This window comes from Ancylobacter pratisalsi (assembly GCF_010669125.1).
In the GTDB taxonomy this organism is placed as follows: Bacteria; Pseudomonadota; Alphaproteobacteria; order Rhizobiales; family Xanthobacteraceae; genus Ancylobacter; species Ancylobacter pratisalsi.
In genome coordinates, this window is sequence record NZ_CP048630.1 from 603,025 (window position 1) to 620,884 (window position 17,860).

Annotated in this window: 17 protein-coding genes; 11 read left to right on the plus strand and 6 right to left on the minus strand. The window is 68.9% G+C overall.

Features of this window, described 5'->3' with window-relative positions; translation table 11 throughout:
* Nucleotides 1–27: 27 nt before the first annotated feature.
* Complete coding sequence (locus tag G3A50_RS03005; protein WP_163073875.1) at nucleotides 28–630, minus strand: DUF1285 domain-containing protein; 603 nt, start codon at nucleotides 628–630, stop codon at nucleotides 28–30.
* Between the two features lie 260 nt (nucleotides 631–890).
* On the opposite strand from G3A50_RS03005, the gene G3A50_RS03010 reads away from it, so the two are divergent.
* The 5 genes from G3A50_RS03010 to G3A50_RS03030 all read left to right on the plus strand — a co-directional run bounded on the left by G3A50_RS03010 (nucleotide 891) and on the right by G3A50_RS03030 (nucleotide 8,405).
* Nucleotides 891–1,901 (plus strand): AAA family ATPase, encoded by a 1,011-nt coding sequence (locus G3A50_RS03010; RefSeq protein ID WP_163073876.1) that lies wholly within the window; start codon nucleotides 891–893, stop codon nucleotides 1,899–1,901.
* Nucleotides 1,902–1,981: 80 nt separating this feature from the next.
* The gene (locus G3A50_RS03015) at nucleotides 1,982–2,911 is read left to right on the plus strand and encodes a DUF58 domain-containing protein (protein ID WP_163073877.1); all 930 of its coding nucleotides are present in this window, start codon (nucleotides 1,982–1,984) and stop codon (nucleotides 2,909–2,911) included.
* Nucleotides 2,908–5,802, plus strand: coding sequence for a DUF4159 domain-containing protein (locus G3A50_RS03020; protein ID WP_163073878.1), 2,895 nt, complete (start codon nucleotides 2,908–2,910; stop codon nucleotides 5,800–5,802). The genes G3A50_RS03015 and G3A50_RS03020 overlap by 4 nt, the downstream gene beginning before the upstream one ends.
* 94 nt (nucleotides 5,803–5,896) lie before the next feature.
* Entirely contained in the window at nucleotides 5,897–7,969 is a 2,073-nt protein-coding gene (locus tag G3A50_RS03025; protein WP_163073879.1) for a hypothetical protein, read from the plus strand.
* 79 nt (nucleotides 7,970–8,048) lie between these two features.
* Nucleotides 8,049–8,405: a hypothetical protein gene (locus G3A50_RS03030; RefSeq protein WP_163073880.1), complete on the plus strand. Its 357-nt coding sequence runs from the start codon at nucleotides 8,049–8,051 to the stop codon at nucleotides 8,403–8,405.
* A 19-nt stretch (nucleotides 8,406–8,424) separates the two neighbouring features.
* On the opposite strand, the gene G3A50_RS03035 is transcribed toward G3A50_RS03030, so the two are convergent.
* Nucleotides 8,425–8,637, minus strand: a complete 213-nt coding sequence (locus G3A50_RS03035) for a hypothetical protein (protein WP_163073881.1) — start codon at nucleotides 8,635–8,637, stop codon at nucleotides 8,425–8,427.
* Nucleotides 8,638–8,718: 81 nt separating this feature from the next.
* Nucleotides 8,719–9,240: a GNAT family N-acetyltransferase gene (locus tag G3A50_RS03040; RefSeq protein WP_163073882.1), complete on the minus strand. Its 522-nt coding sequence runs from the start codon at nucleotides 9,238–9,240 to the stop codon at nucleotides 8,719–8,721.
* Between the two features lie 297 nt (nucleotides 9,241–9,537).
* On the opposite strand from G3A50_RS03040, the gene G3A50_RS03045 reads away from it, so the two are divergent.
* The 5 genes from G3A50_RS03045 (at nucleotide 9,538) to G3A50_RS03065 (ending at nucleotide 14,758) form a co-directional block, all read left to right on the plus strand.
* Nucleotides 9,538–10,101 (plus strand): helix-turn-helix domain-containing protein, encoded by a 564-nt coding sequence (locus G3A50_RS03045; RefSeq protein ID WP_163073883.1) that lies wholly within the window; start codon nucleotides 9,538–9,540, stop codon nucleotides 10,099–10,101.
* 34 nt (nucleotides 10,102–10,135) lie between these two features.
* On the plus strand, nucleotides 10,136–10,687 hold the full coding sequence (locus G3A50_RS03050; RefSeq protein WP_163073884.1) for a GNAT family N-acetyltransferase: 552 nt from the start codon (nucleotides 10,136–10,138) through the stop codon (nucleotides 10,685–10,687).
* A gap of 246 nt (nucleotides 10,688–10,933) precedes the next feature.
* Nucleotides 10,934–12,160, plus strand: coding sequence for an HD domain-containing phosphohydrolase (locus G3A50_RS03055; protein WP_163073885.1), 1,227 nt, complete (start codon nucleotides 10,934–10,936; stop codon nucleotides 12,158–12,160).
* Nucleotides 12,161–12,286: 126 nt separating this feature from the next.
* The gene (locus G3A50_RS03060; RefSeq protein WP_163073886.1) at nucleotides 12,287–13,255 is read left to right on the plus strand and encodes a glutathione S-transferase family protein; all 969 of its coding nucleotides are present in this window, start codon (nucleotides 12,287–12,289) and stop codon (nucleotides 13,253–13,255) included.
* Nucleotides 13,256–13,366: 111 nt separating this feature from the next.
* Nucleotides 13,367–14,758 (plus strand): carbohydrate porin, encoded by a 1,392-nt coding sequence (locus tag G3A50_RS03065; protein WP_163073887.1) that lies wholly within the window; start codon nucleotides 13,367–13,369, stop codon nucleotides 14,756–14,758.
* 14 nt (nucleotides 14,759–14,772) lie between these two features.
* Here the strand turns inward: G3A50_RS03065 and G3A50_RS03070 are convergent, their stop codons facing one another.
* The 3 genes from G3A50_RS03070 to mnmA form a co-directional block, all read right to left on the minus strand.
* Entirely contained in the window at nucleotides 14,773–15,171 is a 399-nt protein-coding gene (locus G3A50_RS03070) for a GFA family protein (protein ID WP_163073888.1), read from the minus strand.
* A 173-nt stretch (nucleotides 15,172–15,344) separates the two neighbouring features.
* A complete protein-coding gene (locus G3A50_RS03075) occupies nucleotides 15,345–16,028 on the minus strand; it encodes a class I SAM-dependent methyltransferase (RefSeq protein WP_163073889.1) in 684 nt (227 codons plus the stop codon).
* 98 nt (nucleotides 16,029–16,126) lie between these two features.
* Nucleotides 16,127–17,314 carry a tRNA 2-thiouridine(34) synthase MnmA gene (mnmA, locus tag G3A50_RS03080; RefSeq protein WP_163073890.1) on the minus strand — a complete coding sequence of 396 codons (1,188 nt, stop codon included), beginning with the start codon at nucleotides 17,312–17,314 and terminating at the stop codon, nucleotides 16,127–16,129.
* Nucleotides 17,315–17,564: 250 nt separating this feature from the next.
* Here mnmA and sciP point away from each other — a divergent pair, with 250 nt between their 5' ends.
* Entirely contained in the window at nucleotides 17,565–17,840 is a 276-nt protein-coding gene (gene sciP / locus G3A50_RS03085) for a CtrA inhibitor SciP (RefSeq protein ID WP_163073891.1), read from the plus strand.
* The last annotated feature ends 20 nt before the right edge of the window (nucleotides 17,841–17,860 follow it).

Here is a 17,860-nt window from a genome sequence, read left to right on the forward strand (position 1 = left end):
CTCCGGTACGGCTCGGCTGGCTGGCGCTCATCGGGTCCCTTCGCTCATGTCTTCCATCGCCGCGGCGGGCATCATCGCGAAGAACGCGCTGCCGGAGGCGACGCCGATCATCGCGCACCCGCCAACGTCCCGCGTTTCCACCCGCTCGGCGAGTTCCAGATAGACCGGGCGCGTCAGCCGCGCCCACAATCCCCGACGTACATATAGGTAGGGACGCGGCCCCGCGCCGCCCGGCTGATCGTCGAAACGCAGCCTGTGGTCCTCATCGCAGGTGACGAGGTCGTCGAGATTGGTGCGGAACACCAGTTGCTCGCCCTTCGTCGACGGCTCCACCGCCATCTCGACGGCCAGCAGCGGCGCGTCCTCGACCGTGATGCCGAGTTTCTCCACCGGCGTCACCAGCACGTAACGCTCGCCCTCCGCGCGCAGCACCGAGGCGAACAGCCTCACCAGGGCGGGGCGGCGGATCGGGGTTCCTTCGTGAAACCACACGCCCTCGCGGTCGATGCGGATGTCGATGTCGCCACAATCGGGCGGATTCCAGCGTTCGATCGGCGGCAGCGCGCGCGCAGTGCCCGCGTCGAGCGAGCGCACCAAATCGTCAAGTCGCCCGGAACCTCCTGAAGTCATGGCCAAATCCCTGTCACACACTCGTAATCGCGCAGTCGTGAACGCCTGCCCGATAGTCGACGCGGTTCCAAGATAGCGTAAGCTTGCCCTTCCGAAAGCCGCGTCGGCCGGTTCGGCATACCATCCCACGCACATCGCGACGTCACGCGTTGCGCGCCGGGGGGTATTCCTATCGTGCATTGCAATAGAACTTTTTGCAGTGCACCATGGCCGTCAAGCTGTCGCAATCGGGGTCGAAAGCCGGGTTGAAGGAGCGCGTCATGACGTCTGCCACCACCGATAGTTTCCAGTCTCTGGACGACATGATCATCCGCTCGGCGGAGAGCACGGCGGCCAATGTGCGCGCCGCCAAGGCGGGTATCGGCGCGGTCATCTTCGGCCAGGAGGCCGTGGTCGAGCGCACGCTGATCACCATCCTCTCCGGCGGCCATGGCCTGCTGGTCGGCGTGCCGGGGCTTGCCAAGACCAAGCTGGTGGAAACGCTCGGCACCGTGCTCGGGCTTGATGCCCGGCGCGTGCAGTTCACTCCCGACCTCATGCCCTCCGACATTCTGGGCGCCGAGGTGCTGGAGGAAAGCGCCGGGGGGCGCCGCTCCTTCCGCTTCATTCCCGGCCCGGTCTTCGCCCAGCTGCTGATGGCGGACGAGATCAACCGCGCCTCGCCGCGCACCCAGTCGGCGCTGCTGCAGTCGATGCAAGAAGGCCATGTCACGGTCGCCGGCGTGCGCCACGACCTGCCCAAGCCCTTCCATGTGCTCGCGACCCAGAACCCGCTGGAGCAGGAAGGCACCTACCCGCTGCCCGAAGCCCAGCTCGACCGCTTTCTGATGGAAATCGACGTCGACTATCCCGACCGCGATGCGGAGCGGAAGATCCTGTTCGACACCACCAGCGCCGAGGAAACCAAGCCCCGCGCCGTGATGTCGGGCGAGGAACTCCTCGCCGCCCAGCGTCTGGTCCGCCGTCTTCCCGTGGGCGAATCAGTCGTCGAGGCCATCCTCACCTTGGTCCGCTCGGCCCGTCCGGGGCCGGATGCGGGCGAATTTGCCAGGTTCATAGCCTGGGGCCCCGGCCCGCGCGCCTCGCAGTCGCTGATGCTGGCGGTGCGTGCCCGCGCCCTGCTGGACGGGCGCTACGCGCCTTCGGTCGACGACGTGATCGCGCTGGCCGAACCCATTCTCGAGCACCGCATGGCCCTCACCTTCGCCGCCCGCGCCGATGGCGAGACCGTGCCGGGCGTGATCGCCAAGCTGGCGCGCAAGATCGGCTGAGGCCGGTCGGCAGACGGCATCGTAAGGCGGGAACGGCTCGAAAGGGCCCCCCGCTCTGGTAGTGACGGAGACCTTGTCGGGTGGAGTTTGACGCCGATACCGCCGTGCGAAGCGCGGCACAGGACGCCGCGGGTCTCATCGCCGCCATGCCCCGTCTTGTGCTGGAAGCGCGCAAGATCGCGGCGAGCGTGTATCACGGCCTGCATGGGCGCCGCCGCGCCGGCACCGGCGAGAATTTCTGGCAGTACCGCCGCTTCATGGATGGCGAGCCCTCCTCGCGCGTGGACTGGCGCCGCTCCGCCCGCGACGATCATCTGTATGTGCGCGAGCGCGAATGGGAGGCCGCCCACACGGTGTGGATCTGGCCGGACCTCTCGGCCTCCATGGTGTTCGCCTCGCCGCTGGTGTGGGAAACCAAGCGCGACCGCGCCCTCGTCGTCGCCTTCGCGCTGGCGGAACTGCTGGTGAAGGGCGGCGAGCGCGTCGGCATTCCCGGCGTCATGCGTCCCTCGGCCTCGCGCCGAATCGTGGAGAAGATGGCGGAATCGCTGGTGCACTCGAACGCCCTGCCGGACAGCCTGCCGCCCGCCTTCGCGCCCTCCCCGCTCGCCGAGCTGGTGCTGCTGGGCGATTTCTGGAGCCCGACGGCGGAAGTGGTGGCCAGCCTTGCCGGCCTCGCCGCGTCGGGGGCGCACGGCCATGTGGTGCAGGTCTGCGATCCGGCGGAGGAAACCTTCCCGTTCTCCGGCCGCGTGGAATTCCGCGAGCCCGAGAGCGGCACCCTGCTCACCATCGGCCGCGCCGAGACCGTGCGCGCGGAATATGTCGAGCGCGTCGCCGCCCACCGCGCCACCCTGCGCCATGAAGCCGAGCGGCGCACCTGGAGTTTCCTGGTCCATCGCACCGACCGGCCGGCCAGCGAATTGCTGCTGGCGCTGCATGCGCGTATGAGCAATGGCGACGCCGCGCTGCCCTCCGGCCACGCCGACGACGCGGGGGCCGCCGCATGAACGGGCTTTTCGGCCTCCCCCTCGCCTTCACCACCCCGCTGCTGCTGAGCGCGCTGGCCGCGCTGCCGCTGCTGTGGTTCCTGCTGCGGCTGGTGCCGCCGCGTCCGCGCCGCGTCGCCTTCGCGCCGACGCGCCTGCTGCTCGACATTCCGCCCAAGGAAGAAACCCCGGCGCGCACGCCCTGGTGGCTCACCGCGCTGCGCCTGCTGCTGGCGGCGCTGGTCATTTTCGCCGCCGCCGGGCCGGTGTGGAACCCGCCCGTCGCGGGGCCGTCCTCCTCGGGTCCCCTGGTTCTGCTCATCGATTCCGGCTGGCCGGCCGCCCCGTCCTGGGAATCGCGCCGCGCCAGCGCGCAGGGCGTGATCGCCGATGCCGATCTCGAAGGGCGCGGCATCATGCTGATCCCCACCGGCGATCCCCCGCTCGACCCGCAGGTGCTCTCCCCCACCGAGGCGCGCGAGCGTCTGCGCACGCTTGCCCCGGTGCCGAACATGCCGGACCGCGCGCCGGCGATCGCGAGCCTGACCAAGGCGCTGGCGGGCGCGCCCGATGCCTCCGTCATCTATCTTTCCGACGGCGTTGCGCTGGAGGACGGCGAGGGTGTGCCGGCCGACATCGCCGCCGCCATCGGCGACCATCCGCTCACCACGCTGGCCGGCGGCGTGCAGGAGCCGCTGGCGCTGACCGGCGTCGACAACGCCGTGGACGCGCTGAGCGTGAAGGTGGTGCGTGCCGATCGCGACACGCTTGCCCGCAGCGGCACGGTGCGCGCGCTCGACATGAAGGGCCTGCCGCTCGGCGAGGGCGGGTTCAGTTTCGAACCCGGCGCCCGCGAAACCGAGGCGCGCTTCGACCTGCCGGTGGAAATCCGCAACGAGGTGGCGCGGCTCGAAATCGTCGACGAGGCCTCGGCGGGTGCGGTGCAGCTGCTCGACAAGCGCTGGCGGCGGCGCACGGTGGGCCTTGTGTCCGGCGCCAGCGTGGACCAGCGCCAGCCGCTGCTCGCCCCTTCCTATTACCTGACCCGCGCCCTCGGCCCCTATGCCGATATCCGCACCGCCGACGGCGAGAGCACCAGCGAGGCGATCGACCGTTTCATCGATCAGCGCCTGCCGGTGATCGTGCTGTCCGACATCGGGACACTGCAGCCGGAGACCTCGCAGCGGCTTGAGCGCTGGATCGAGGGCGGCGGCGTGCTGATCCGCTTTGCCGGCCCGCGCCTCGCCAACGGCTCGGACACGCTGGTCCCGGTGACGCTCCGGCGCGGCGGGCGCGTGCTGGGCGGCTCGCTCTCCTGGGAACAGCCGCAGTCGCTCGGCGGCTTCTCGGCGGACGGCCCGTTCCGCGATGTGCCGGTGCCCGACGACGTGACCGTGGAACGGCAGGTTCTGGCCGAGCCGGACGGCCTGCTCGCCGCCCGCACCTGGGCCACATTGTCGGACGGCACCCCGCTGGTGACGGGCGAGCGGCGCGGCGCGGGAACGCTGGTGCTGTTCCACGTCACCGCCGACACCTCATGGTCGAACCTGCCGATGTCCGGCGCCTTCGTCGACATGCTCCGGCGCGTCGTGGCGCTGGGCGGCTCCAGCGCCACGGAGGCGCAGGCCGATGCCGGCGGCGCCAGTGCGGCGACCGGCGAGACGCTGGCCCCCAGCCGCCTGCTCGACGGGTTCGGTGCCTTCCAGCCCTCCATCCCGACCGCGCGGGCGATACCGGTCGGCTTCAATGGCCGGGCCAGCGGCGATCATCCGCCGGGCTTCTATGGACCGCCCGAAGGCATGGTGGCGGTGAACGCACTGCTGCCGGCCGACCGGCTGGTGGCGCTCGACCTCTCCCGGCTGGGCACGATCGAGCCCTATCGCGACGCCACCCCGCGCGACCTGCGCGCACCGCTGCTGCTCGCGCTGCTCGGGCTGCTCATTGTGGACGCCATGATCGTATTCCTGCTTGCGGGCGGCCTCAGCCGCCTGACCGCGCGCCGCGCGGCGACCCCGGCCCTGCTGGCGCTGGCCGTCATGCTGGCCGGCGCGCCCGCCGACCGCGCGCTCGCCCAGACCACGCCCGCCCCCGCCCCGCAGGCCGAGGCCGCGGCGGCCCCCAGCCCGCCTTCCGCCGACAAGCCGATGACGCCGGCCGAGATCGACTTCGCGATCAAGGCGACCAATGCCACCCGGCTCGCCTATGTCATCACCGGCGATGCCGACACCGACGAGATCAGCCGCGTCGGGCTTGGCGGGCTCACCCGTTTCATGGCGCAGCGCACCGCGCTGGAGGCGGGCGAGCCGATGGGTGTCGACATCACCCGCGACGAGCTTTCCTTCTTTCCCCTGCTGTACTGGCCGATCGTGCCCGGCACCGCCCGGCCCTCCCCGGAAACGCTGGCGCGCATCGACGCCTTCATGAAGCAGGGCGGCACCATCGTGTTCGACACCCGCGACGCCGAGACCGTGCTGCCCGGCTCCAACGGCGCCGGCACCCCGGCCAACGACACGCTGCGCACCATTCTCGCCGGGCTCGACATTCCCGAGCTTGAGCCGGTGCCGCGCGATCATGTGCTGACCAAGGCGTTCTACCTGCTGCGTGATTTTCCCGGCCGCTTCACCGGCGGCACCACCTGGGTCGAGGCGCTGCCCGCCACCGAGGAGGGCATGGACCGGCCCGCCCGCGCCGGCGACGGCGTCTCGCCGGTGGTCATCAGCTCCAACGACCTCGCCGGCGCCTGGGCGGTGACGCCGGACGGGCAGCCGCTGCTGCCGATGTCCGGCACCGGCGCGCGCCAGCGCGAATTCGCCTTCCGCGCCGGCACCAACCTCGTGATGTATGTCCTCACCGGCAACTACAAGGCGGACCAGGTCCATGTGCCGGCGCTGCTGGAAAGGCTGGGCCAGTGAGGGAACAGCCCCCGATGTCAGCGCCCCGCGCCCTGTTCGTCCCGCGCGCCCACCCCGCCGCCGATGCGCGCGGCGCCGCTGAGGGAGCCGTGCGATGAATCTCGGTCTTGCCTTCGACCCGCTCATCTCCCTGCCCTTCCTCGCCGCCGCCGCGGGCCTCGCCGGCGCGGTCGCGCTGCTGCTCATCTTCGCGCGCACCCGCGGCGCGTGGCTGCGCTCGCTCGCCCTCGCCCTCGCCGTGCTGGCGCTGGCCAACCCTTCCCTCACCCGCGAGGAGCGCGAGCCGCTGCCCACCGTGGTCGCGGTGGTGGTCGACAAGAGCGCCAGCCAGCAGTTCGGCGACCGCGCGCAGATGACGGAAGCGGCGCGCGCCGAGCTGGAGACACGGCTCGCCAAGCTCAAGGACCAGGGCGCCGAAATCCGCTTCATCGACGCCGGGGGCGGCGCCGGCGAGGTGGACGGCACGCGCCTGTTCACCGCGCTGTCCGCGGGCCTTGCCGACGTGCCGCCCGAGCGTGTGGCGGGCGCCATCTTCCTCACCGACGGGCGGGTGCACGACATTCCCCAGACCATGGAGCAGCTCGGCTTCCATGCGCCGGTGCATGCCATCATTTCCGGCCATGAGGGCGAGCGCGACCGCCGCGTGGCGCTCACCTCGACACCGCGTTTCGGCATTGTCGGCCAGCCCCAGACCATCGGCTACGAGGTCCAGGACGAGGGCGCCCCGGCCGGGGCGCGCGTCGCCGTCACCGTGCGCCGCGACGGCGAGGTCGTGGCCCGCCCGCTGGTCACCGCCGGCCAGCCCGCCGAAATCGATGTCGAGATCACCCATGCGGGCGCCAACATCATCGAGATCGAGGCCGCCACGCTGGACGGCGAGCTTACCCCGGTGAACAACCGCGCGGCCGTCTCCGTCGATGGTGTGCGCGACAAGCTGCGCGTGCTGCTGGTCTCGGGCGAGCCGCATGTGGGCGAGCGCACCTGGCGCAACCTTCTGAAGTCCGACGCCAATGTGGACCTCGTCCACTTCACCATCCTGCGTCCGCCGGAGAAGCAGGACGGCACCCCGATCAACGAGCTGTCGCTCATCGCCTTCCCCACGCGCGAGCTTTTCCAGCAGAAGATCAAGGATTTCGACCTGATCATCTTCGACCGCTACGCCCAGACCGGCGTGCTGCCGATGATCTATTTCGACAACATCGTGCGCTATGTGGAGGAAGGCGGCGCGCTTCTGGTGGCCGCCGGCACCGACTACACGTCGGAAGGCTCGGTGTTCAACACCCCGCTTGAATCCATCCTTCCCGCCGGCCCCACCGGGCAGATGACCGAGCGCCCGTTCCGCGCCAAGCTGACGTCGGCCGGCGAGCGCCACCCCGTCACCCGCGCCCTTGCCGGCTCGCAGAACGACCCGCCGAGCTGGGCGCGGTTCTTCCGCGTCATCGACAGCCGGGGCGTGCGCGGCACCAGCGTGATGGACGGGCCCGACGGCAAGCCCATCGTGCTGCTGGACCGCATCGGCGAGGGCCGCGTGGCGCTGCTGCTGTCCGATCATTTCTGGCTGTGGGCGCGCGGCTTCGAGGGCGGCGGCCCCTATATCGACCTGCTGCGCCGGCTCTCGCACTGGCTGATGAAGGAGCCGGACCTTGAGGAGGAGCGCCTGCGCATGGTCGCGCACGGGCCCGACATCGTGGTCGAGCGCCAGACCATGGGCGATGCCGCGCCACCGGTCACCATCACCACGCCCACCGGGCAGACCCGCACGCTGAACCTCACCGCCGCCGAGCCCGGCCTGTTCCGCGCCACCTTCCCGGCCGACACGCTGGGCCTGTGGCGGGCGAGCGATGGCACGCTGACCGCGCTGGTCAATGTCGGCCCGCTCAACCCGCGCGAATTCGCCGAGGTCACCTCCACCACCCAGACCCTGCGCCCCGCTGTGGAGGCGACGGGCGGCGGGGTATGGCGCATGGCGGACCTGCCGGGCGGCGTGCCACGCATCGTGGCGGTGCGCTCCAGCGACCGCTTCGCTGGCGAGGACTGGCTGGGCGTGTCGATGCGCGAAGTCTCGGTGGTGCGCGGCCTCGGCCTGTTCCCGCTCTTCGCCGGCCTTTCAGGCCTGATGATCCTCATGGCCGGCATCGCCGCCGCCTGGGCGCGCGAGGGAAGGTAGGGCGGCAACGTTAACGGTTGGGATGGAATGCGGAGCTGGCGGTATGACTGGAAAGGTCAAGGCGTTTGAGAGCTTTGGCGTGACGCTGAAGAACATTCGCTGGAGCTGGTCGGGAATCTCCAAGGACGGCGACGTCGTCCTTGCACTCTGGGAGGACGAGTTCGATGACCCTCTCCACCCCACCAAATATTCGCAGAATAAGAAGAACATCGACAAGTGGCAGAATCGGCTCGGCAACCGACATAGGATAGCTGACATCAAGCATGCGCAAGCCACGGCCGGCGGCCGGGTCAAGGTCGTTATCCTGCGCGCGAAGGATACATCGAAGGAGCCTCGGGAAACCGCGAAGGCCTTTCCCAGTCGCATCGTCATGAAGGTGGAGAGCATCGACGAGTCCAATGGATTGTTCGAGGCGCGCGTTGTAGCGGCACCCTGAAGCTTCGCCCGCTCGCCCCTCACCCCGTGTACGGCACTTCCTGCTTCTCGAAGGTGACTGAGCTGTAATTCTGTTTGCACACGCACAGATACTGCCGGGCGATGTCGGCCATCAGCGCGGCGCGGGAGGCGTTGGTGCCGGGAATATGACGGTTGATCCACTCGTCGGGCACGGTCAGCGCCATGCCCGGCGCCAGCCGGCACAGGATCAGCTTCAGTTCGTCACTCTGCACGCGCACCTCCCCAAGGGTCTCGGGGAGGCTATAGGACGGCGAGGCCGGTACGTTCAAGCCGCGCCGCGCGGGGCGAGCCTCTCAGGCCGGCGTCAGGTCCTTGCGCACCGCGCCCACCACCTGGTCGAGCGGGGTGTCGTCGAGCGGGCACACCAGCACGCGGTGGGGATCGACAGGTCCGGGCAGGCTCACCTTGCCCGGCGGCACCCGCTGAAATCCCATGCGCCCGTAATAGGGCTCGTCGCCGACCAGCATCACCAGCCGTGCCGCGTCCGGGCCGGTTTCCGCCCGCGCGGCCTCCAGCGCGCAATCCACCAGCCGCCGGCCAATGCCGTGCGAGCGGAAAGGCGGCTCCACGGTGAGCGGGCCGAGAAGAAGCGCCTTCATCTCGCCGATGGTGATCGGCGTCAGCCGCACCGAGCCCACCAGCATGGTCCCGATATAGGCGGTGAAGGACAGGTCGCGCCGATGCGGGTTGCCCTCGCGCAGCCGGAACGCAGTGCGCGCGAAGCGGCCGGGTCCGAAGGTGCGGGTCACCAGCCGCTCGATGGCGGCATCGTCGGAAGGCTTCTCGGGAAGGGTGGTGATGGAAAGCTCGGTCATCGGGGCTCTCGGAACGCTCAGGGCTCGGCACGTCGCCGTGCCGGGCGTGAGCGCGTCACGGCCGCCGGCAAGGCGAGGAGAAAAGGCGCACGCGCGCAGCGGCGCGGCGGCTGTGCGCGCGTGGTCGTCGCTGTGCAGGCAAGGTCCAGAGCATGTTCCATCCTCAAGAAGCGCGCCGGATAGCACAGGCGCGGGAGCAGGTCGAGGGGCGGAACGCCGGCGGCACATCCCGCTGTGGGCCCTCACCCGGGCCATCCGCGCCTTGCCGCCCATCGAAACATCCACTATCGATGACGAATGGATCAGATCGTGGACAACCTCAATCGCCAGCTCGCGCACCGCCTGCGGCTGGAACGCGACGCCCGCAATTGGTCGCTGGCCGAGCTGGCGTCGCGGTCCGGCGTGTCCAAGGCGATGATCAGCAAGATCGAGCGGGGCGAGGCGAGCCCGACGGCGGCGGTGCTGGTGCGCCTTTCCAGCGCGTTCGGCCTCACCCTCGCCGGGCTTCTGGTGCGCGCCGAGGGGAGCGACCGCCTCGCCCGCGCCGCCGACCAGCCGGTGTGGACAGACCCCGAGACCGGCTATCTCCGCCGCCAGATCTTCGCCCGGCCCGATCATCCGGTCGAGCTTGTCGAGGTCGTGCTGCCGCCGGGGCGGCGCGTGCCGCTGCCGGCGTCTTCCTACGCCCATATCCGACAGGTGGTGCAGGTGCGTGCGGGCCAGCTCACCCTTACCGAGGGCGGGGCATGCCACCGGCTGGGCGCCGGCGACAGTCTGGGCTTCGGGCCGCCCGCCGATACCATCTTCGCCAACGAGAGCGACAGCCCCTGCCGCTACATCGTCGCCCTCACCCGCGTCTGACGCTTCCCACCCCGGCCCGCCCCGAGTTCACGCCATGCCCCGACCCTTACGGTTCGACATCCGCCCGCTCGCTGCCGATCCGCACACCCTCAAGGCCCTTGCCGCGCTGCTGGTGGAAACCGTGGCGTCCGGCGGATCGGTGGGCTTCATGCATCCGCTGGCGGATGAGAAAGCCACCGCCTTCTGTCGCGCCGCGCTGGAGGCCGCCGCGCGCGGCGAGCGCATCATCCTTGGCGCTTTCGCCGATGCGGACCTCGTCGCCACCGTCACGCTTCAGCTCGCGCTGCCGGAGAACCAGCCGCACCGCGCCGAGATCGCGAAGATGATGACACGGCCCGCCTGGCGCGGCCGGGGCATTGCCAGCGCGCTTCTGGTCGAGGCGGAGCGCCGCGCCGCCCTGCACGGGCGCGATCTCATCGTGCTCGACACCGCGAAGGATGGCGGCGCGGCCGGGCTGTATGAAAGGCACGGCTTCGTCCGCGCGGGGGAGATCCCCGGTTTCGCGCTGAAACCCCATGGCGGGCTTACCGCGACATGCATCTACTGCAAGCAACTGGCCCTGCCGCCTCAACCGGCCGCTGAATAAAACAGCTCGGCCGGATTGCAATCTATACGCGAATTTCGTCGTCACGCGCCCTTACGTCAGCGGTCAGAAACATTCGCAAGGCCGATATCACTCACAAACTATGTAATTTTAGAGTATAACCCTTAACCAAACGAGCCATCTAGAAGCAATTACTTCATCGCGATGGCGCTCCTTGATCTATGTCAAGGGACAGGGCCAGCAGGAGTGGCTTTGTCTTTTTTTTCATGATCACCTGGACCGCTGGATATGACGAGAGCGTTCACGCGGTGGGCATCGCTTCTGGAAATCGACCCCGCGACCCTGGCCGCGCTGGGCTCGATCGCTCCGCTCGTCAAAGCTGGCGGGCAGAGCATCATCGACGCCGCGCTGTCGCAATTGCGCGCGCAGGATGTGCCCTCGCAGGCCCGGTCGGCGGGTTTCGTGACCGGACAACTCCCGGCTCCGCGACTTCCGATCCAGCAGGTCCGGGAGTCGCTGCGTCAGCGCTGGCTGGACCATGTGCTGGTTGGGCAGTTCGGCGCCGACTATCTCGAGTCCACCCGCGCCATGGGGCGGGTACATTTCCGGCTCGGCCTCGCACCGGTGATGTTCTCGGCCGCCTACAGCCATCTGGTCAGCGGCATCGCGGAACTGGTGTACCGGCATTTCGAAGGCGATACGCGCGCGCAGGCTCTCCATGTCGCCGCGATCCATCATGTCGCCTTTCTGGACCTCGGCCTCGCGTCCTCGGTCTATTACGATGCCTATCTGGCCGAGATCGGGGAGCTGACGGATGAACTCAACGCCAGTCTGACCCGCATCGGCGGGTATCACGACTATGAAGGCGGTCACCACCTCATCCGCGTCAGCCGCATGTGCCGCACCGTCGCGATCGCCGCCGGGCAGGACAGCGCGTGGGCCGACCTGCTCCAGGCCGCGAGCCCGCTCCACGACATCGGCAAGATCGGTGTCCCCGACAGCATTCTGCTCAAGCCCGCATCGCTGACCGATGCCGAGCGACAAATCATGCAGCGCCACACCGAGATCGGCGCCGAGGTCCTTCCCGACTACCCCTCCCAGGTCATGCACATGGCGCGGCAGGTGGCGCTGCATCATCATGAGCGCTGGGACGGGACCGGCTACCCCCGCGGGTTGAGCGGCACGCAGATCCCCCTTGAGGCACGCATCGTCGCCATCTGCGATGTCTATGACGCGCTGCGCTCGGTGCGCCCCTACAAGCACGCCTGGAGCCGGCGCGCCGCGCTGGACTACATCGTGAACAATCGCGGCGCGATGTTCGATCCCACACTGGTGGACGTGTTCGTGTCGGTCCAGCCCACGATCGAGCAGATCCAGGACGCCTTCGCCGACACGGCGGCCGATTTGTCGGCGGTGTTGCGGACAGACACGCTCCCGGCGTTGCGGAATGACCTCCGCGCGGCATCCACCCCCGCCTCGCATCCGCTTGCCGCCCCCTCACCCCGCGACCGGTGAGCGCCCGGCCTTGCGGGCCGGCGGGGGTTTTCGCCACGAACTCAGTGTCTTGACCCCATCTCTGCCGGCCACCGGCTTCGATCCTGCCGGTTTATGCTCTAGCATGGCGCAAAAGGGAGAACCGCCATGGGACTGCTCGTCGAGGGCAAATGGGTCGACCAATGGTACGACACCAAGAGCACGGGCGGGCGCTTCGTGCGCACCGTCACCCGCTTCCGCAACTGGGTGACCGCCGACGGCGCGCCCGGGCCTTCGGGCGAGGGCGGCTTCCCCGCCGAGGCCGGCCGCTACCATCTCTACGTCTCCTATGCCTGCCCCTGGGCGCATCGCACGCTCATCCTGCGCGCGCTGAAGAAGCTGGAGGACGTGATCTCGGTCTCGGTGGTCGATCCGTTCATGGGGTCGGAGGGCTGGGTCTTCGCCGATCACGCCGCGCGCCGCACCGAGGGGGCCACGGCCGACAGCGTGCTCGGCATGAAGCGACTCTACGAGGTGTATCTGGCGGCCGACCCCGCCTATTCCGGCCGCGTCACCGTGCCGGTGCTGTGGGACCGGAAGCGCGCGACCATCGTGAACAACGAGTCGGCGGAGATCATCCGCATGCTCAACGAGGGCTTCGCCGCCTTCACCGACGACCGCCGCGACTTCTATCCCCCCGCGCTCCGCGACGAGATCGACGCGCTGAATGCGCGGGTTTACGACAGCGTGAACAACGGCGTCTACAAGGCCGGCTTCGCCACCACGCAGGACGCCTATGAAGAAGCCGCGCGCGCGGTCTTCGCCCTGCTCGACGAGCTGGAAGCCCGGCTGGAAGGGCGTGCCTGGCTCATGGGCGAGACGCTGACCGAGGCCGACATCCGCCTCTTCACCACGCTGATCCGCTTCGACCCGGTCTATGTCGGCCACTTCAAGTGCAACATCCGCACGATCCGCGAATACCCGAACCTGTCGCGCTATGTGAAGGCGCTGTACGCCCTGCCCGGCGTGGCCGCCACGGTGAACCTCACCCACATCAAGCGGCACTATTACGAGAGCCACAAGACCATCAACCCCACCGGCATCGTCCCTGTCGGCCCCGCGGTCTGGTGGACCTGACGGGCCGCGTGGTGGGCTTTCGCGATCGAACGTCCGCCATCGCCCCCGCGCGTTGCGCGCGCGGGTACGTCATGGGATGTATCCGAGGCGAACCGGAAACGCCCTGGCGAGATGCGCAGCAAACCCACCTGGCCCTGTTCGGCCCCCACGCCTTCGGCTGGCACGCCTCGCGCCGCCTCTAGAGCGGGAATCGGCGCCGGCCTCCTCGCGGCCATGCTCGCCGCCGCGCCCGCCGCCGCCGACCCCGCCCCATCCGACTGGCTGACGCGCGCCACCCTGACCGGCGACTGGAACGGCGCGCGCACCGCGCTGGCCGACAAGGGCGTCACCGTGTTCTCGAACTGGATCGTCGACGCGCTGGGCAACACCAGCGGCGGCCTGCGCCAGGGCGCCGCCATGGACGGCCAGTTCGAGCTGGAATTGACCTTCGATCTCGACAAGCTCGCCGGCTGGAAGGGTGCCAGCTTCGTCGCCAGCCTCTACTGGCTGCAGGGCTCCAACCTCTCCACCGATGTCGGCAACCTGCTGACCCTCACCAACATCGCCGGCCAGGACGGCGCGCGCCTCGGCGAGTTCTATCTGGAGAACCACTTCGCCGACGACACGCTCATCACCCGCATCGGCCAGATCGCGGCGGACGAGGAGTTCTGGATCAGCGACAGCGCCGGCCTGTTCATCAACTCCACCTTCGGCTGGCCCGGCATCAACGGCGTCGACCTGCCCGCCGGTGGCCCCGCCGATCCGCTGGCGACGCCGGGCGTGTGGGTGAAATGGGCGCCCGACGCCTCCTTCTACGTGCAGGCGGCGGCCTTCAACGGCAACCCGCTCGGCGGGGCGAACGGCAATGCCGACGGCCTCGACTTCCCGCTCGACGACGGCGTGTTCGCCATTCTCGAAGCCACCTATATCCATAAAGGCGCCAATGGCCTCACCGGCACCTTCCGCCTTGGCGGCTGGTACGGCTCGCAGAGCTATGACGACCTTTCCCTCGCCGCCAACGGCGTCTCGCTCGCCGACCCCGCCGCTGCCGGCGGGCCGCTGACGCATCAGGGCAATTATTCGCTCTACGCCATCGCCGATCAGGAACTGTGGAGGTCCGGCGCGTCCACACTCTCCGGCTTCGTGCGCGTGGCGGGGGCGCCGGCGAACCGCAGCGAGGTCAGCTTCTATGTCGATACCGGCCTCGTGCTCGCCGGCCCGCTGCCCGGCCGCCCCGACGACATCGCCGGCATCGGCTTCGCCTACGCCAAGATCAGCCCCGACCTCGCCAGCCTCGACCGCACCACCAATGCGCTGACCGGCCTGAACGGGCCGGTGCAGGATTATGAGGCGGTGCTGGAAGTCACCTACCAGGCCGCCGTCACCCCCTGGCTCAGCGTGCAGCCCTTCTTCCAGTACGTCTTCCACCCCGGCGGCAACGTGCCGAACCCGGACGGCAGCAACCCGACGCAGGCGCTACAGGACGCGGCGGTGTTCGGGGTGCGCAGCACGGTGACGTTCTGAGGCGTCGAACGCGTCTATCGGCCGGGTTGCCATTCGGGATAGGAGGGGCACTCCGGCTTAAGCCAGTCGACATCATGCGACGTCCAGATGTGAAACGCGGGCCGCTCGCCCGGATCCTCATCCAAGGTGGCAAGCCGCAGGATGATGTGAGGCTGAGCCGGACGCTCGGCGAAAACATGCGTCCCGCAATGCCGGCAGAAGCGACGGAATTTTCCGGGAGAGGACTCGAAGCCGTTCAGATCATCCGTGCCGCGCGTGATCTTGAAGTGCGATCTCAGAACGCCGGCCGTGGTCGTGTACGCACTCGCATGGGCTTTCCGGCATGTCGCGCAATGGAAATGACCGATCGGCATGTCGAGTTGCCGGATTTCATATTCAACCCGCCCGCAAAGGCAACTTCCCTTGAAGGGCATGGGTTTCATCCTCCCTGTCGTCGGCGCTCCCGTCATCCGAGCGCGAGGCCGTGAGGAAGAGGGCCGAGACGTCGCCTCCGGCGCGCGTGTCGCCGCGAAGGGTGGTGCGCCATCGCCAGATCGGCCGGGCGGAGGGCGCGCGCCCTTGAAACGCGCCGCCCCCGTCTAGCCCGTCACCCCGCCAGCGCCACCGGCTCCACCGCCGCGGCGATCTCGGCCTGCGTGCGCTTCCTGAAGCGGACCATGGTGTACATGCCCAGCGCCACGTCGCGCTTGATCGGGGTGTCCACGGTGCCGTTGCGCACCGCCCAGTTGGCGAGGCGGGCGAACTGGAATTCGGGGCGCCAGCCCAGCTTGCGGGCGCGGCGGGCGAACCAGCGCTCGAAGGAGGCGCGCGGGCCGTCCTCGGCGCCGAGATGGTTCACCAGAATGAGCTCGCCGCCGGGCCGCAGCACGCGGGCCATCTCGTCCAGCGTCTCTTCCGGGTGCGGCACCACGGTGATGACGAACTGCGCGATCACCACGTCGAAGCTGGCATCGGCGAAGCCCATATGGGCGCCGTCCATCAGGCACAGGCCTTCCACATGGGGAAGCTTGTCCTTGGCCACACGCTCGCGGGCCTTCTGCAGCATGGGCTCGGAGATATCGACGCCGACAATGCGGTTGGTGCGCTTGTAGGCGGGCAGCGCGAAGCCGGTGCCGACGCCGAATTCGAGGATGCGCCCGCCGATCCCCTCCGCCACCTTCATGGCCGCCTTGCGCCCGGGCTCGAACACGGCGCCGAACACGACGTCGTAGATCGGCGCCCAGCGGGCATAGGCTTCCTCGACGGTTGTGCGGTCGAGATCGGTCTTCATGTCGTCCCCCAGCTCCTCGCCGCAGCGCGGCCGATCCTACACCACCGGCTCCGCGCGGCGTATGCCGGCGTCTGCCACCTATTATCGCCCGACCCGACTCAGGCCGAATGCGCCATGATGCCGGTTTCGCGTGTCAGGGTGGTGAACCCCTTGCGCGCGCGGCGGATCACGCCGCCGCCGAGCAGCCGCGCGCCTGCGCCGCCATCAGCATAGAACACGCAGGCCTGGCCCGGCGCCACGCCTTCCTCCGCGACGTCGAGCAGCACGTCGATCCCGCCATCGGCGCCAAGGGCCAGATGGCCCGGCACCGGCGCGCGGGCCGAGCGCACCTTGACGTGGATGGCGCGCCCGCTCTCGGCCGCGTCCTGCAACGCCTCGTCGCCCAGCCAGTTCACATCATCGATGCGGATCGTGGCAACGCCCAGCGCCTCGCGCGGGCCGACCACGACACGGCGCTGGCCGGCGTCGATGCCCACCACGTAGAGCGGCTCGGAAGCGGCGATGCCCAGCCCCTTGCGCTGGCCGATGGTGTAGCGCATCACGCCCGTGTGCCGGCCCAGCACCCGCCCGTCGAGATGCACGATGTCGCCCGGCTCGGCGGCCTCGGGGCGCAGCTTCTCGACAATCGCGGTGTAGTGCCCGTTGGGCACGAAGCAGATGTCCTGGCTGTCCGGCTTGTCGGCCACCTGCAGCCCGGCGGCTTCCGCCAGCGCGCGCACTTCCGGCTTGGTGGTCTGGCCGAGCGGAAAGCGCAGCATGTCGATCTGCGCGGCCGTGGTAGCATAGAGGAAATAGCTCTGGTCGCGGCTCTCATCGAGCGGGCGGAACAGCGCGCGCCGCCCGTCCGGCAGTCCGCGGCTGGTGACATAGTGCCCGGTGGCGAGAATGTCGGCGCCGAGGTCGCGCGCGGTTTCCAGCAGGTCGCGGAACTTCACGGTGCGATTGCAGTCGACGCAGGGGATCGGCGTCTCCCCCGCCGCATAGGCGTCGGCGAAGCGCTCGATCACGGCGTTGTGGAAGCGGCTCTCATAGTCGAGCACGTAATGGGGAATGCCCAGCTTCTCGGCCACGGTGCGCGCGTCGTAAATGTCCTGCCCCGCGCAGCAGGCGCCGGGCCGGTGATGCATAGCCTCGCCATGGTCATAGAGCTGCAGCGTCACGCCGACCACATCGTAGCCCGCCTGCGCGTAGAGCGCGGCGACCACCGAGGAATCGACGCCACCCGACATTGCCACCACCACGCGGGTCTGGCTCGGGGAACGGGATGTGTCGTCGAGATCGATCATGGGATGGCGGGACAGGGCTCACGGGACGGGTCTTCTATATAGGGCACCAAGGCGGTTCTATGAACCCTTCGATGGCCTCGCCCACGATCGTGACTCCTGCGCCACGGGCTGAAAGTAAACAAAGTCCTTCGCAAATATTAATGAAGCGGAAACCAACTCAGCTTCACTCGACCGTGATTCGCTTAGGGAAATATTTAAAGCTCAGCGGCTACGATCCTGTCATTGATCGTGAGTATTCAGTGAGCGTACCATGACCGAACCCTATCGTCCGAGGGTCAAATATGTAATCGGGCCGGACGGAAGTCCGTTGACCATTGCCGACTTACCGCCGCCGAGCACTCGGCGGTGGGTGATCCGCCGCAAGGCGGAAGTCGTCGCCGCTGTCCGCGGCGGGCTCCTCAGCCTTGAGGAAGCTTGCAACCGCTATACTTTGACGACCGAAGAATTTCTTTCCTGGCAGGCGTCGATCGATCGCCATGGCCTTGCGGGCCTGCGCACCACGCGCATTCAGCAGTACCGGCAATAGTCCGGCTGCCCTTCCGCACT

Bases quoted from the DNA above. Each gene is read 5' to 3' on its own strand.
- G3A50_RS03020 (WP_163073878.1), top strand. From the start codon at position 2,908: ATGAACGGGCTTTTCGGCCTCCCCCTCGCCTTCACCACCCCGCTGCTG.
- mnmA (WP_163073890.1), bottom strand. From the start codon at position 17,314: ATGATCGATCTCGACGACACATCCCGTTCCCCGAGCCAGACCCGCGTG.
- G3A50_RS03075 (WP_163073889.1), bottom strand. From the start codon at position 16,028: ATGAAGACCGATCTCGACCGCACAACCGTCGAGGAAGCCTATGCCCGC.
- G3A50_RS03045 (WP_163073883.1), top strand. From the start codon at position 9,538: ATGGATCAGATCGTGGACAACCTCAATCGCCAGCTCGCGCACCGCCTG.
- G3A50_RS03010 (WP_163073876.1), top strand. From the start codon at position 891: ATGACGTCTGCCACCACCGATAGTTTCCAGTCTCTGGACGACATGATC.
- G3A50_RS03055 (WP_163073885.1), top strand. From the start codon at position 10,934: ATGACGAGAGCGTTCACGCGGTGGGCATCGCTTCTGGAAATCGACCCC.
- G3A50_RS03040 (WP_163073882.1), bottom strand. From the start codon at position 9,240: ATGACCGAGCTTTCCATCACCACCCTTCCCGAGAAGCCTTCCGACGAT.
- G3A50_RS03060 (WP_163073886.1), top strand. From the start codon at position 12,287: ATGGGACTGCTCGTCGAGGGCAAATGGGTCGACCAATGGTACGACACC.
- G3A50_RS03005 (WP_163073875.1), bottom strand. From the start codon at position 630: ATGACTTCAGGAGGTTCCGGGCGACTTGACGATTTGGTGCGCTCGCTC.
- G3A50_RS03070 (WP_163073888.1), bottom strand. From the start codon at position 15,171: ATGCCCTTCAAGGGAAGTTGCCTTTGCGGGCGGGTTGAATATGAAATC.
- G3A50_RS03025 (WP_163073879.1), top strand. From the start codon at position 5,897: ATGAATCTCGGTCTTGCCTTCGACCCGCTCATCTCCCTGCCCTTCCTC.
- G3A50_RS03065 (WP_163073887.1), top strand. From the start codon at position 13,367: ATGCGCAGCAAACCCACCTGGCCCTGTTCGGCCCCCACGCCTTCGGCT.
- sciP (WP_163073891.1), top strand. From the start codon at position 17,565: ATGACCGAACCCTATCGTCCGAGGGTCAAATATGTAATCGGGCCGGAC.
- G3A50_RS03050 (WP_163073884.1), top strand. From the start codon at position 10,136: ATGCCCCGACCCTTACGGTTCGACATCCGCCCGCTCGCTGCCGATCCG.